The sequence below is a fragment of the Micromonospora sp. CNZ303 genome (assembly GCF_004345505.1).
In genome coordinates this window covers 1-14,681 of the sequence record NZ_SLVT01000029.1, presented here as the reverse complement: position 1 = coordinate 14,681, position 14,681 = coordinate 1, and the positions used below count along the sequence as shown (strand labels likewise).

The following is a 14,681-nucleotide window of genomic DNA, read 5'->3' as shown; positions in this document are numbered from 1 at the left end:
CCAGCGGGCTGTCGAGGAACGGGTGGCGGGGATGACCGAGTCCGAATTGGAGACGATGTTGGCGCAGGTGGGCAAGGAATGACGACTCCCGAGGACCCGTCCCCGACCTCGACCGACGCCCGTCGTCGGGCGCTGGTGGAGGCGCTGCTGGCCGGGCGGGCCCCGGACCGGTCGCCGGCCACCCCGAGCGCGCCGCAACGGCTGACCGGCCCGCTGCCGCTGTCCTACCCGCAGCAGGGGGTGTGGCTGCTCGACCAGATCCGGCCCGGCGGCGCGGAGTACGTCGTGCCGTTCAGTTGGCGGTTGACCGGCCCGCTGGACCCGGTGGCCCTCCGCGACGCCTGGCGGGAGGTCGTCCGGCGGCACGAGGTGCTGCGGACCCGCTACCGGGTCGTGGACGGCCGGCCGAGCCAGGTGGTCGGCCCGCCCGAGCCGGTCGAGCTGCCGGTGGTCGACCTGACCGGCTGCGTCGCGGCGCAGCGGCGGGAGCGGCTGGACTCGCTGATCCGGAACGAGGCGAACACCCCGTTCGACCTGGGTCGGGACGCGCCGCTGCGGGTCCGGCTGGTCCGGCTCGCCGAGGACGAGCACGTCATGGTGCTGGTCGCCCACCACATCGCGTTCGACGGCTGGTCGGTCGGCGTGCTGGCCCGGGAACTCGGCGCGCTCTACCCGGCGCTGGTCGCCGGCGAGCCGTCCCCGCTCGCCCCGCTGCCGAGCCGGTACGCGGACTTCGCGGTGCGGCAGCGCGACCGGGCGGCCGGCCTGACCGGGCAGCTCGACCACTGGCGCGACCGGCTGGCCGGCCTCACGCCGCTGGAGCTGCCGACCGACCGGCCCCGCCCGCCCGTGCAGGACCCCCGGGGCGCGACGCTGCCGTTCACCGTGCCGGCCGACCTCGGTCGCGCCCTCGCCTCGATCGGGCGCCGGCACCGGGCGACCCCGTTCATGGTGCTGCTGGCCGTGTTCCAGGTGCTGCTGGCCCGCTACACCGGGCAGACCGACGTCGCGGTGGGCACCCCGGTCGCCGGGCGTACCCGCCCCGAGGTCCAGGACCTGATCGGGTACTTCGTCAACACGCTGGTGCTGCGCACCGACCTGTCCGGCGAGCCGACCTTCGTCGAGGTGCTGGCCCGGGTCCGGGAGACGGTGCTGGACGCGCAGTCGCACCAGGACGTGCCGTTCGAGCGGATCGTGGACGCGCTGTCGCCGGAGCGGGACCTGTCGCGCAACCCGCTGTTCCAGACCATGTTCGTGATGCAGAACGCCACGGCGGCCGACTTCGCCGGGGCGGGGCTGCGCGCGCGGCAGGTGCCGACGCTCTGGCACACCGCCAAGTTCGACCTGACCGTGCAGGTGACCGAGGAGACGGACGGCTCCTTCTCCGCCGTCGTCGAGTACGCGACGGCGTTGTTCGACGACGCGACCGCGCGGCGGCTGGCCGGGCACTACCGGCGGCTGTTGACGGCCGTCGCCGCCGGCCCGGACACCCCGGTCACCCGGCTGCCCATGCTCACCGACCCCGAGACCGCCCAGCTCGCGGCCTGGAACGACACCGCCGTCGAGCACCCTTGCCACACCCTGCTGCACCGGCTCATCGAGGCGCAGGCCGACACCACGCCCGACGCGGTCGCCGTGCTCGACGACGACCAGGAGCTGACGTACGCCCAACTCGACGCCCGCGCCAACCAGCTCGCCCACCGGCTGATCGCCCTCGGCGCCGGACCCGAACGGATCGTCGCCGTCAGCGCGCGTCGCCGCGTCGCCCTCGCCGTGGCCCTCGTCGCCGTGCTCAAGACCGGCGCCGCCTACCTGCCGCTCGACCCCGGCCACCCCGTCGAGCGGCTGCGCTGGATGCTCGCCGACGCCGGCGACCCCGTCACCCTGGTCGACGCCCCGGACCAGCACGACTGGTCCCCCGGCCCACGGGTCCACCTCGACGACCCGACGCTCGCCGACGAACCCGCCGGACGACCCGGCGTCACCACCGACGACCGCAGCCCCGCGTACCTGATCTACACCTCCGGCTCCACCGGCCGCCCCAAGGGCGTCCTCGTCGACCACCGCGCCATCGTCAACCGGCTCCGCTGGATGCAGGACACCTACCGGCTCGACCACACCGACCGGATCCTGCAGAAGACCCCGCACACCTTCGACGTCAGCGTGTGGGAGTTCTTCTGGCCCCTGACCACCGGCGCCGCCCTCGTCATGGCCCGCCCCGACGGGCACCGCGACCCCGCCTACCTCGCCGAGACCATCGACCGGCGACGGGTCACCACCGTCCACTTCGTCCCCTCGATGCTGCGCGCCTTCACCGCCCACCTCGCCGCCACCCGCACCGCCCTGCCCGATCTGCGCCGCGTCGTCTGCTCCGGCGAGGCGCTGCCCGACGACCTCGCCGCCGCCGTGCACGCCCACCTCGACGTCGAGCTGCACAACCTCTACGGACCCACCGAGGCCGCCGTCGACGTGACGGCCGCCCGCGTCCACCCCGGGCAGACCGTCACCATCGGCAGCCCCGTCGCCAACACCGGCGCCCACATCCACGACCCGTGGGGCAACCCGGTCCCCGTCGGCGTACCCGGAGAACTCCTTCTCACCGGCGTGCAGCTGGCCCGCGGCTACCATCGTCGGCCGGCGCTCACCGCCGCACGCTTCATCCCCGCCGGCGACGGGGAACGCGCCTACCGCACCGGCGACCAGGCCCGCTGGCGCCCGGACGGCACGATCGAGTACCTCGGCCGCCTCGACCACCAGGTGAAGATCCGCGGCAACCGCATCGAGCTCGGCGAGATCGAGGCCGCCCTCGCCGACCACCCCGGCGTCCGCGCCGCCGTCGTGCACCCGCACGGCCCCGGCGACGACCGGCAACTCGCCGCCTACCTCGTCGCCGCCGACGGCCACCCCGCCGACCCCGACACGCTGCGCGCCCACCTGCGCGCGCGGCTGCCGGAATACATGGTCCCCACCCACTGGACCACGCTCACCGAACTCCCCCTGACCAGCAGCGGGAAGATCGACCGCAACGCGCTCCCCCCGCCCGGCACGCACGCCGCGCGCAGCGGCGGGCACACCCCACCGGCCACCCCCACCCAGCACCTGATCGTGGCCGCCTACGCCCGGGCCCTCGCCGGGAACGGCGGACCCATCGGCATCCACGACCGGTTCTTCGACATCGGCGGCGACAGCATCCGCGCCATCCGGGTCGTCGGGAACCTCCGCGACCAGGGGCTCGACCTCACCGTCACGGACCTCTTCCGGTACCGGACGGTCGCCGAGCTCGCCGCGGCCGTCGACGCCCGGGAGGGCGGGCTGCCGGCCGAAGCCACCCGCCTGGTGGAGCGGTTCGCGCTCATCGGCGAGGAGGACCGGGCCCGACTGCCCGAGGGCGTCGTCGACGCGTACCCGCTGTCGATGGCGCAGGCCGGCATGGCGTACGAGATGCTCGCCGACCCGACCGGCGAGCTGTACCTGAACAGCCTCTGCTACCCGGTCGAGGGCGAGGCGTTCTCGCTGCCCGCCCTGCGCGCCGCCGCCCGGCTGCTCGCCGACCGGCACGAGATCCTGCGGGCCTCGATCGACCTGACCTCCTACCGCGAGCCGCTCCAGCTCATCCACCCGGGCGCGGAGATCCGGGTCGGCCACACCGACCTGCGGGACCTGCCGGCCGCCGAGGTGGAGACCACGGTGGCCCGACTGGTCGCCGAGGAGCGCCGGGACCGCTTCGACCTGGGCACGCCGTCGCTGCTGCGGCTGCACGCCTACCTGCTGGCCGAGGACCGGTGGCGGCTGCTGGTCAGCTACAGCCACGCCGTCCTGGACGGCTGGAGCCAGAACTCGCTGGTCCCGGAGCTGCTGGCGTACCACCGGCGGATCCGGGACGGGCAGGATCCCCGGCCCGCCCCGGTGCCGGCCGTCCGGTTCGCCGACGCGGTGGCGCTGGAGCGGCGCGCGGTGGCCGCCGGGGTGGACCGGGAGTTCTGGGCGTCGCGGGTACGCACCCACGAGCGGCTCAGCGTGCCGGCGGCGTGGGCGGGTGCGGGGGCCCGGTACCGGGCGGTGCGGCTGCCCTTCGCCGACCTGATGCCGGGGTTGCGGGAGCTGGCCCGGACGGCGGACGTACCGCTGAAGAGCCTGCTGTTCACCGCGCACCTGGCCGTGCTGGGCGTCGTGACCGGGCAGCGGCGCTTCCACAGCGGGCTGGTCTGCAACGGACGGCCCGAGCTGACCGACGGCGACCAGGTGCGGGGGATGTTCCTCAACACCGTGCCGTTCGCCGTGGAGCTGACCGCGTCGACCTGGGCCGAACAGGCCCGCCGGGTCTTCGCCGGGGAGGTCGCGCTCTGGCCGCACCGGCACTACCCGCTGCCGGCGATGCAACGCGAGTGGGGCGAGCAGAAGCCGCTGGTGGACGTCTTCTTCAACTACACCGACATGCACGTGCTCGACCTCGACGGCATCGACCGGTCGGCGATCACCGACACCACCCCGAACGAGTTCGGCCTCTCGGTGTCCAGCGAACCCGGTCAGCTGATCATCGAGGCCGGCACCGACCGGATCTCCGACGGCCACCTGGACCTGCTCACCCGGACCTACCGGCGGGTGCTGGAGGCGATGGTCGCCGACCCGACGGGTGACCCGCGCCGGTGCGGGCTGCCCGAGCCCGACCGGCGCGCCCTGCTCGACCTCGGCGCCGGCGGACCGCGACCGGTCCCGGACGGGACGCTGCCCGAGTGGGTCGCCCGGCAGGTGGCGGCCACCCCGGACGCGGACGCGGTGGTCTTCGGCGCCGACGTGCTCAGCTACGCCGAGCTGGACCGCCGGACCAACCGCCTCGCCCACCACCTGCGGGAGCTGGGCGTCGGGCCGGGGACCCTGGTCGGGGTGCACCTGGGCCGCGGCGCGGACCTGGTCGTGGCGTTCCTCGCGGTGCTGACCGCCGGTGGCGCGTACCTGCCGCTGGACCCCGACTACCCGGCGCAGCGGACCGCGTTCATGCTGGCCGACGCCGGCGCGCAGGTGATGGTGACCGAGACCGCGCTGGCCGGGCGGCTGGACACCGCCGGGATCCGGACGGTGCTGCTGGACGCCGAGCGGGCGGCGATCGCCACCCGCCCCGAGCGGCGGCTGCCCGACCGGCCGTCCGCCGACGACCTGGCCTACGTCATCTACACCTCGGGATCGACCGGCACCCCGAAGGGGGTGATGATCGACCACCGGGGGCTGGGCAACTTCCTCGCCGCCATGCGGCACCGGCCGGGTCTGCCGGCGGGGGCCACCGTGGTCGGCCTGACCACCGTGTCGTTCGACCCCTCGGTGCTGGAGCTGTACCTGCCGCTGCTGGTCGGCGGCCGGGTCGTGATCGCCGACGCGGAGCAGACCCGCGACCCGCAGCGGATGGCCGAGCTGATCGACCGCGCCGGGCCGACGGTGCTCCAGGCCACCCCGGTCACGTACCGGATGCTGCTGGACTCCGGCTGGTCCCCGCCGGCCGGTGCGACCGTGCTCTGCGGCGGCGAGAAGCTGCCGACCGAGCTGGCGGTGCGACTCGCGTCGACCGGGGCCACCGTGTGGGACATCTACGGGCCGACCGAGACCACGGTCTGGTCGACCACGACCCGGCTGGCCCCCGACGGCCGACCCGTCGACTTCGGCATGGCCCCGAACGCCGGGCTCCACATCCTGGACGAGCGGCTGGAGCCGGTACCGGTCGGCGTCACCGGTGAGATCCACATCGGCGGGTACGGGGTGGCCTGGGGCTACCGGGGCCGGCCCGCCCTCACGGCGGAGAAGTTCGTTCCCGACCCCCACTCCACGGCGCCGGGCGCGCGCATGTACCGCACCGGCGACCTGGCCCGCTGGCACGCCGACGGGCACCTGGAGATCCTCGGCCGCGTCGACCACCAGGTGAAGATCCGGGGGCACCGGATCGAACCGGCCGAGGTCGAGGCGGCGCTGCTGGCCCACGAGCACGTCCGGGCCGCCGTGGTGCACCCGCAGCGGTACGGCGGGGAGCAGGAGCTGGTCGCGTACCTGGTCGGCGGGGGGCGGCACCCGGTGCCGACCGGCGAACAGCTGCGCGAGTTCCTGCTCCGTACGCTGCCGGACTACCTGTGCCCGGCCGCCTACGTGGCGCTGGACGCCTTCCCGCTCACCCCGACCGGCAAGGTCGACCGCAACGCCCTGCCGGTGCCGCGACCCGGTGCCGGCGGGCGGCGGGAACCCGTGCGGGTGGCGCCGCGCACCGCCGACGAGCGGACGGTCGCGCAGGTGTGGGGCGAGGTGCTCGGCACCGGCGAGGTGGGCGTGCACGAGAACTTCTTCCAGGTCGGCGGGCATTCGCTGCTCGCCACCCGGGTCGCGGTCCGACTGCGGGACCTGCTCCGCGTCGACGTGCCGGTCCGGGCCCTGTTCGACCACCCGACCGTCGCCCGGCTGGTCGGGGCGCTGCCCGGCTACCCGAAGCTGGACGACCGGCCGGCGGTCCCCAGGCTGACCGCGCGGAGCCGACTGGCCGACGTCGCCGCCCGCCGGGGTGCCCGGTGACCGCGCGCGGGGGACCCGCCGGTCGCCGCCGGATCGGTGGCGACCGGTGAGCCGGGTCGACGCTCCGGTCGTCGGGGAGCGGATCCCGCCGCTGCACCGCAACCGGGACTTCCTGCTGCTGTGGAGCGGCTCGGCGGTCTCCATGCTCGGCTCGACCGCGTCGCTGGTGGCGTACCCGCTGCTGGTGCTGGCGCTGACCGGCTCGCCGGGCGCCGCCGGGCTGGCCGGTTTCGTGGCGCTGGTGCCGACGCTGCTGTTCCAGCTGCCGGCCGGAGCGCTGGTGGACCGGTGGGACCGCAAGCGGGTGATGATCTGGTGCGACGTGCTGCGGGCCCTGGGGGTGGGCAGCATCGTGACCGCGATCGCCGTCGACGAGCTGCACCTGTGGCACGTGCTGGCCGTCGGTTTCGTCGAGGGGACGCTGTCGGTCGGGTACGAGCTGGCGGCCGGCGCGGCGATCCCGAACGTGGTGCACCCGAGCCAGGTGACCACGGCGCTGTCGCGCAACGAGGCACGGGAGCGGGCCGCGGTGATGGCCGGCACCCCGCTCGGCGGCGTGCTGTTCGGGCTGGGGCGGATCTGGCCGTTCGTGCTGGACACCGTCTCCTACCTGGTCTCCCTGGTGACGCTGCTGTTCATCCGCCGCGACTTCCAGGCCGCACCGGGCGACGCGACCGACCCCGACACCCGTCCCGGGAAGCTGGCCGCCGAACTCACGCAGGGGCTGCGGTGGTTGTGGGGGCAGCCGTTCCTGCGCACGGCCACCCTGCTGGTCGCCGGCAGCAACCTGCTGTTCCGCGTCCTGTTCCTGATCATCATCGTGGCGTTCGAGGCCGCCGGGGCGGCCCCGGCCGCCATCGGCCTGCTGCTCGGTGTGGCCGGCACCAGCGGGGTGCTCGGCTCACTGGTGGCGACGTGGTGCGCCGGGCGGTTCCCGATGCGCGCGATCGTCATCGCCGCGAACTGGGTGTGGGCGCTGATGACCGTCGTCATCGCCCTCACCGACGACCGCTACCTGATCGGCGCCGCGTACGCCCTGATGTGGTTCGTGGGGCCGATCTGGAACGTGGCGGTCGCCGGGTACCAGATGGCCATCACCCCCGACCGCATCCAGGGCCGGGTGCTCAGCGCGGTCAGCCTGCTGGCCAACGGCGCGGTCGCGCTCGGTTCCCTGGTCGGCGGCTTCCTGCTGGAGTCGCTCGGGGCGGCACCCGCCGCGTGGTCGATGGCCGTCTGGATGGTCCTGCTCGCCGCCCTGGCGACGCTCAGCCGCTCGATTCGTCGAGCGGACTTTCTGCCGATCGAGCCCTCAAGGAGGAGCTGAAGGTGTTGCGCACCATACTCAAGTCGAAGATCCACCGCGCGGTGGTCACCCAGGCCGACCTGCACTACGTCGGCTCACTGACCATCGACGAGGATCTGATGGACGCCGCCGACCTGCTCGCCGGCGAGCAGGTGCACGTGGTGGACATCAACAACGGCGCCCGCCTGGAGACGTACGTCATCGCCGGCAGGCGCGGCAGCGGGGTCATCGGGATCAACGGGGCCGCCGCCCGGCTGATCCACCCCGGCGACCTGGTCATCATCATCAGCTACGCGGCGATGGCCGACCCGGACGCCAAGGGGTACTCGCCCCGGGTGGTGATGGTGGACGAGGCCAACCGGATGCTCGGCACCACCGACGACCCGGCCGAGGCGATCCCCGGCACTGCGACCGTTCCCGGTAACACCCTGCGGGCCGCTACGGATCCCCGTAGCGGGAGTGAACATGCGGGCCGATGAGACCGACGTCGGCGGGGTGCTGACCACGATCGGCGGCTCCCCACTGGTCCGGCTCGACAAGCTCATGCCGGACGCCGCGTTCACCCTGTGGGCGAAGCTGGAGGCGCACAACCCGGGCGGCAGCATCAAGGACCGCTCGGCGTTGGGCATGCTGATCGACCGGCTGCGGGCCGGGCAGCTGCAACCCGGCCGGTCGGTGGTGGTCGAGTCCAGTTCGGGCAATCTCGGCATCGGGCTGGCCCAGGTGTGCCGCTACTTCGGCATCCGGTTCATCTGCGTGGTGGACCCCCGCACGAACGCGCAGAACATCGCGGTCATGCGCGCGTTCGACGCCGAGGTGGAGGTGGTGACCCGCACCGACCCGGCCACGGGCGAGTACCTGCCGCAGCGGATCCGCCGGGTCCAGGAGCTGGTCGCGACCATCCCGAACGCCTGGTGGCCGGACCAGTACGGCAACCCGTTGAACCCCCGCGCCCACGAGACCACCATGCGGGAGATCGTCGAGGGGGTGCCCGCCCCGCTGGACTTCCTGTTCTGCGCGACCAGTTCCTGCGGCACGCTGCGCGGCTGTGCCGACTACGCGCGCCGGCACGAGCTGGCGCTGACCATCGTCGCGGTGGACGCCGCGGGCAGCGCGATCTTCGGTGACCACCCCCCGCGCAAGCGGCTCATCCCCGGCCACGGCGCGGGGATCCGGCCGAAGCTCTACCGGGACGGGCTGGCCGACAAGGTGATGCACGTCGACGACCTGGACTGTGTGGTCGGCTGCCGCCGGCTGGCGCGCCGGGAGGCCATCCTCGCCGGTGGCTCGTCCGGGGCGGTGGTGGCCGCCCTGGAGCAGTTTCGCGACCTGATCCCGGCCGGGGCGACCTGCGCGCTGATCTTTCCCGACCGGGGTGAGCGCTACCTCAACACGATCTACGACGACGACTGGGTGACCGGGCACTTCGGCGACGTCACCCACCTGTGGAGGGACCGGACCATGGACGTGCCGTCATGCTGATCGTGTCCGCCGGCGAGGTCCGGCAGATCCTGGCCGACCGGGAGGACGCCGTCCTGGACGCGGTCCGCCGCGCCTACGTGCTGCACGCACGAGGGCGTACGGTGCTGCCGCACTCGGTGTTCCTGCGCTTCCCCGAGGACGACCGCAACCGGATCATCGGACTGCCCGCGTACCTGGGCGACGTCTCCCCGGTCGCCGGCATGAAATGGATCTCGTCGTTCCCCGGCAACGTCGACCGCCGGCTGGCCCGCGCCTCCGCCGCGATCGTCGTGAACTCGATGACCGACGGCCACCCGGTCGCGCTGATCGAGGGCGCCACGATCTCCGCCCGGCGGACGGCCGCCAGTGCCGCCCTGGCCGCCCGTACCCTCGCCCCGCCGGCCGGTGGCGTCTCCCTGATCGGCTGCGGCGTGATCAACTTCGAGGTGCTGCGGTTCCTCCGCGCGGCGCTGCCCGGCCTGACCGAGGTGACCGTCTTCGACCTGGACGCCGGGCGGGCCGCCGCGTTCGCCCGGCGCTGCGCGCGGTGGGACCTGAAGGTGCGCGTCGCGGGCGGCGTCGAGGAGGCGCTCGGCGCCCACCCGCTGGTCTGCCTGGCCACGACGGCGGGCGTACCGCACCTGGGGCTGGCGCGCTGCCGGCCGGGGGCACTCGTGCTGCACCTGTCGCTGCGGGACATCTTCCCGGCGGACGTCCGCACCGCGGTCAACGTCGTCGACGACGCCGACCACGTCTGCCGGGCGGCCACCTCGCTGCACCTGGCGGAGCAGGAGACCGGCAACCGCGACTTCATCGCCGCCGGCATCGGCGAGATCCTGGACGGGGCCGGCTGGCGGCACGACCCGGAACGGGTCACCGTCTACTCGCCGTTCGGCCTGGGCGTGCTCGACCTCGCCGTGGCCGAGCTGGTGCGGCGGGCCGCGGAACGCGACGGCCTCGGCACCCGGCTGCCGGACTTCCTGACCACCCCGCCGGAGGACCCGGATGCCGACTGAGCCAGGCGTCGCACCCTGGAACGACACGGCCCGGAGCTACCCGGGCCAGCCGGCCCTGCACGAGCTGGTGCACGGGCAGGCGGCGCGCACCCCGGACGCCGTGGCGGTGGTCACCGAGCGGGACCAGCTCAGCTACGCCGAGCTGGTCGGGCGGGCCGACCGGCTCGCCGACCTGCTGGTCGCCCGGGGCGTCGGCCCCGAGTCCCGGGTCGGGGTGTGCCTGCCCCGGAGCGGCAACCTGGTGGTGGCCCTGCTCGGCGTCCTCACCGCCGGAGCCGCCTACGTGCCGCTGGACCCGGAGCACCCGGCCCGGCGGATCGCCCTCCTGGTGGCCGACGCCGGGCTGGACACCGTGGTGGCCGACCCGGGCCTGCCAGCCCTCGCCGAGGCGGGCCGCAGCGTCGCCACCCTGCCGGTGGGTCGGGAGACCCCCGGGCGGCCGGCCCGGGCACCGCGGGTCACCGTAGACGCGGATCATCCGGCGTACGTCATCTACACCTCCGGATCCACCGGTCGGCCCAAGGGCGTGGTGATCCCGCACCGCGCCATCGTCAACCGGGTCCGCTGGGGGCTGGACGCGCATCCGCTGGGCCCCGACGACCGGGTGCTCCAGAAGACCCCGTACGGCTTCGACGTCTCGGTGCCGGAGATCTTCGGCACCCTGGCCGCCGGCGCGCGGCTGGTGATGGCCCGCCCCGGCGGACACCGCGACCCGGCCTACCTGATCGACACGATCCGCCGGTACGGGATCACCGCCATCCACTTCGTACCGTCGATGCTGCGGGCGTTCCTCGCCGAGGTCCGCGACACCGGCGCCCGCCTCCCCACCCTGCGCCGGATCGTGTGCAGCGGCGAGGAGCTCACCGGTGACCTGGTGACCGAGGCCGACGAGCTGATCGGCTGCGAGCTGCTCAACCTCTACGGCCCGACCGAGGCGGCGGTGGAGGTGACCGGGTCGCGCTGCCGGGCGGGTGAGCCGGTCAGCATCGGCCACGCGGTGGCGAACACCCGCACCCACGTCCTGGACGAGCGCGGCGAGGCGGCGGAGGTCGGCGAACTCTGCCTGGCCGGGGTGCAGCTCGCCCGGGGCTACCTGGGCCGGCCCGGGCTGACGGCCGAGAGGTTCGTCCCCGACCCGTTCGGCCCGCCCGGTTCCCGGCTGTACCGCACGGGGGACCTGGCCCGGCGGCTGCCCGACGGGGCGGTGGACTACCTGGGCCGGATCGACCACCAGGTCAAGATCCGGGGCCACCGGGTCGAGCTGGGTGAGATCGACGCGGCGCTGCGTACCGTGCCGGGGGTGCGGGCCGCCGCCACCGCCGTGCACGCCGGGCAGCTGGTCGGGTACGTGGTGGCCGGCGCCGTCCCCGGCGTCCGGGTGCTCCGGGCCCACCTCGCCGAACGGCTCCCCGGGCACATGGTGCCGTCGACGTTCGTGGCCGTGCCGGCGTTGCCGGTCGGCCCGAGCGGCAAGCTGGACCGGGCGGCCCTGCCCGCGCCCGACGGGCACCGGCTCGCCGACGGCGAGCGGGTCGAGCCGCGTACCGACGACGAGCGCCGGCTCGCCGGCATCTGGGCCGAGGTGCTCGGCGCCGGGCCGGTCGGGGTGCACGACACCTTCGTGGAGCTGGGCGGCGACTCACTGGCGGCCGCCCGGGTCTGCTCCCGCCTGCGCCACCTGTGGGGCCGGTCGCTCTCCCCCGCCGACGTGCTCACCGCCACCGTGGCCGACCTCGTCGGGGCTGGCCGGGCGGCGGCCGGCACCGGTGCCGCAGCCGGGGAGAGCCAGCCGCCGGGCGCACCGGACGCCGACGCCGACCGGCCAACCACCGGGGCGCTCAGCGCCGCCCAGCACCGGATCTGGTTCGCCGACCAGCTCGATCCGGGATCGACCACCTACACGATCACGGAGTCCTACCGCCTGCGCGGACGGGTCGACGTCGACGCGCTGCGCGCCGCCCTGGCGGAGACGGTGCGCCGGCACCCGGCCCTGCGGACCACCTTCGGGTCCCGGCGCGGCGTGCCGTACGCGGAGGTCGGGCCGGACGCCCGGGTGCCGGTCGAGGTGCGCACCGTCGCCGACCTCGCCGAGGCGCGGGCCGCCGTCGAACGGCTCGCCGCCGTGCCGTTCGCGCTCGCCGAGGGGCCGCTGCTCCGGGTCACCCTGCTGCGGCTGGCCCCCGAGGAGCACGTCCTGTCCGCCATCGTCCACCACATCGTCGCCGACGACTGGTCGATGGACGTGCTGTGGCGCGACCTCTGCCAGGCGTACGTGCGGCGCCGCCGGGGCGACACGGTGGCCGCCGAGCCGCTGCCGTCGGCCCCGCTGCCGGCGACCGACCCGGCCGACCTCGACTACTGGCGTCGGCACCTCGCCGGCGCGCCGCCCGCCCTGGACCTTCCGACCGACCTGCCCCGACCGCCGCGGCTGCGGCAGAGCGGGGCCACCGTCCGGTTCGGCCTGTCGGCGGAGACCACCGCCGCGGTGCGGACGCTGGCCCGGGCCACCGGCTCGACGCCGTTCATGGTGCTGCTCACCGCGTTCACCGCGCTGATCGGGCAGCTCGCCGGCCGCGAAGACCTGGTGGTCGGCACGTTCGCCGCGAACCGCGACACGGAGGCGGCCGAGAACGGGATCGGGATGTTCGCCAACACCCTCGCTCTGCGGGTGCCCTGCCCGCCCGAGGCGGCCTTCACCGACCTGCTGCTGCGGGTACGTGACGTGGCGCTGGCCGGGTACCGGCACCAGGGGTTCCCCTTCGACCGGCTGGTGACGGCGCTGCGTCCGAAGCGCGACCTGGGCCGCAACCCACTGGTCCAGGTCGCCTTCCAGACTCTCGGTGACCTGACCGGCCGGCTCCGGCTGCCCGGGGTGACCGCCGAGCCGTTCCGGCACGGCCAGGGCGGCTCCCCCTTCGACCTGCTGCTCACCGTACGGGGGGAAGGAACGCGGCTGAGCGGGTGCCTCCAGTACCACGACGAGCTGTTCACCGCCGACCGCGCCGCCTCGTTCGCCGCCGGCTTCAGCGGGACCCTCGCCGCGGCGGTGCGTCGTCCCGAGGAGCCGGTCGGGCGGTTGGCCCGGCAGTGGGTCGTGGGCGCCGGTGCGGAAAATGCGGGGGCGGCGGCCGGCAATCTGGGTGCGGCGGCCCGATGAGCGAGCGACGAGCCGTTCCTAGCCTGGGTCGGTAGTCACCACCACACGGCCCAGGAGACGATCATGAGGAACGCGTCGAAGCCCGTACTCACCGCCCAGCAGCTCCGGGTGCTCGAACTCGTCGCCGAGGGGTACGACAACGCGGGGATCGCGCGGGAACTGCGCTGCTCACCACACAGCGTGAAGAACATGATCTACGACCTCATGGCCCGGTTGCAGGTCTCCAACCGGGTCCACGCGACCGCGTACGCCATCCGGCAGGGGCTGATCTGACCCGGCGCGTCCGGCTCAGATGAGCCCCTCGCGCAGGGCGCACGCCACGGCGTGCGCCCTGTTGCGCACCTGCCACCGGTGGGTGATCGTGTGCACGATTCCGGTCACGGTGCGGACCGAGTAGGCCAGCGAGCGGGCGATCTCCTCGGTCTCGTGCCCGTCGGCGAGCATGAGCAGCACCGCCCGCTCCCGCGTGGTGAGCTGCCGGGCCGCCGGCCGTTGCGGCGCCCGCTCGTCGGCCCGGGTCAGCAGGTCCCCCAGCAGGTCCGACGGCACGGTGAAGCTGCCCTCGGCCGTCGCCCGGATCGCCGGACGCAGCCGGTCCGGGCGGACCTCGCAACGGCGCAGCAGCCCGCCGGCACCCGCCGCCACGGCCTCGACCACGTCCGACTCCCGCAACGTGTCGGTCACCAGCAGCACCCGCCGGCCGGCGCGGGACAGCGAGCGCAACAGGACCAGCACCGCGTCGCCGACCTCGTCGGTCACCACCAGCACCACGTCCGGCCGGTCGACCACCACGGTCAACTCCGGGCACACCCGCACCATCTCGTCGACACCGACCCGTACCGCCGGGTCGGCGGCGATGACCTGCACCCGTACCTGCTCGTCCATGCGCACCACTCCAGGAAACTCGTCGCTGACGGACGGCAACGAGAATGTCACCGCGCCTGCGGCGACCGGTACGGGGAACGGCCCCCATATTCTCGGCATCCCCGTACAGCTTCCGCACCCGGTCGCGCGCTACGCCGCGATCAGGTTCTTTCCCGATGCCTCATGACGAGCGGGTGGGAGGGATCCGTCGTAGGCATCATCGACACTGCCGTGTCACGTGCGCTTGCGGATCTCGTCGGCGGCCTGCGGAACGATCTTGAACAGGTCGCCCACCACACCGAAGTCGGCCAACTCGAAGATCGGCGCCTCGCCG

At 74.3% G+C, this 14,681-nt stretch carries 8 protein-coding genes; 7 read left to right on the top strand and 1 reads right to left on the bottom strand.

What is annotated here, in order from left to right; all coding sequences use genetic code 11:
* The first annotated feature begins 78 nt into the window (after positions 1 to 78).
* The 7 genes from EV374_RS30255 (at position 79) to EV374_RS30225 (ending at position 13,756) form a co-directional block, all read left to right on the top strand.
* The gene (locus EV374_RS30255) at positions 79 to 6,546 is read left to right on the top strand and encodes a non-ribosomal peptide synthetase (protein WP_132240575.1); all 6,468 of its coding nucleotides are present in this window, start codon (positions 79 to 81) and stop codon (positions 6,544 to 6,546) included.
* 46 nt (positions 6,547 to 6,592) lie between these two features.
* Positions 6,593 to 7,870: an MFS transporter gene (locus EV374_RS30250; RefSeq protein WP_132240574.1), complete on the top strand. Its 1,278-nt coding sequence runs from the start codon at positions 6,593 to 6,595 to the stop codon at positions 7,868 to 7,870.
* 2 nt (positions 7,871 to 7,872) lie between these two features.
* Positions 7,873 to 8,328 carry an aspartate 1-decarboxylase gene (gene panD / locus EV374_RS30245; protein WP_132240573.1) on the top strand — a complete coding sequence of 152 codons (456 nt, stop codon included), beginning with the start codon at positions 7,873 to 7,875 and terminating at the stop codon, positions 8,326 to 8,328.
* Positions 8,315 to 9,331, top strand: coding sequence for a 2,3-diaminopropionate biosynthesis protein SbnA (gene sbnA, locus EV374_RS30240; protein ID WP_132240572.1), 1,017 nt, complete (start codon positions 8,315 to 8,317; stop codon positions 9,329 to 9,331). Before panD ends, sbnA begins: the two co-directional genes overlap by 14 nt.
* Complete coding sequence (sbnB, locus tag EV374_RS30235; protein ID WP_132240571.1) at positions 9,325 to 10,326, top strand: 2,3-diaminopropionate biosynthesis protein SbnB; 1,002 nt, start codon at positions 9,325 to 9,327, stop codon at positions 10,324 to 10,326. The genes sbnA and sbnB overlap by 7 nt, the downstream gene beginning before the upstream one ends.
* Entirely contained in the window at positions 10,316 to 13,483 is a 3,168-nt protein-coding gene (locus tag EV374_RS30230; RefSeq protein WP_132240570.1) for a non-ribosomal peptide synthetase, read from the top strand. The genes sbnB and EV374_RS30230 overlap by 11 nt, the downstream gene beginning before the upstream one ends.
* 63 nt (positions 13,484 to 13,546) lie before the next feature.
* Positions 13,547 to 13,756, top strand: coding sequence for a helix-turn-helix domain-containing protein (locus EV374_RS30225; RefSeq protein WP_132240569.1), 210 nt, complete (start codon positions 13,547 to 13,549; stop codon positions 13,754 to 13,756).
* 15 nt (positions 13,757 to 13,771) lie between these two features.
* Here EV374_RS30225 and EV374_RS30220 read toward each other — a convergent pair whose 3' ends face one another.
* Positions 13,772 to 14,368, bottom strand: a complete 597-nt coding sequence (locus tag EV374_RS30220; protein ID WP_165947942.1) for a response regulator transcription factor — start codon at positions 14,366 to 14,368, stop codon at positions 13,772 to 13,774.
* Between the last annotated feature and the right edge of the window lie 313 nt (positions 14,369 to 14,681).

What these genes read in the sequence shown, in the direction of transcription:
- sbnA (WP_132240572.1), top strand. Translation starts at nt 8,315, where the DNA reads ATGCGGGCCGATGAGACCGACGTCGGCGGGGTGCTGACCACGATCGGC.
- sbnB (WP_132240571.1), top strand. Translation starts at nt 9,325, where the DNA reads ATGCTGATCGTGTCCGCCGGCGAGGTCCGGCAGATCCTGGCCGACCGG.
- EV374_RS30220 (WP_165947942.1), bottom strand. Translation starts at nt 14,368, where the DNA reads ATGGACGAGCAGGTACGGGTGCAGGTCATCGCCGCCGACCCGGCGGTA.
- EV374_RS30255 (WP_132240575.1), top strand. Translation starts at nt 79, where the DNA reads ATGACGACTCCCGAGGACCCGTCCCCGACCTCGACCGACGCCCGTCGT.
- EV374_RS30225 (WP_132240569.1), top strand. Translation starts at nt 13,547, where the DNA reads ATGAGGAACGCGTCGAAGCCCGTACTCACCGCCCAGCAGCTCCGGGTG.
- EV374_RS30230 (WP_132240570.1), top strand. Translation starts at nt 10,316, where the DNA reads ATGCCGACTGAGCCAGGCGTCGCACCCTGGAACGACACGGCCCGGAGC.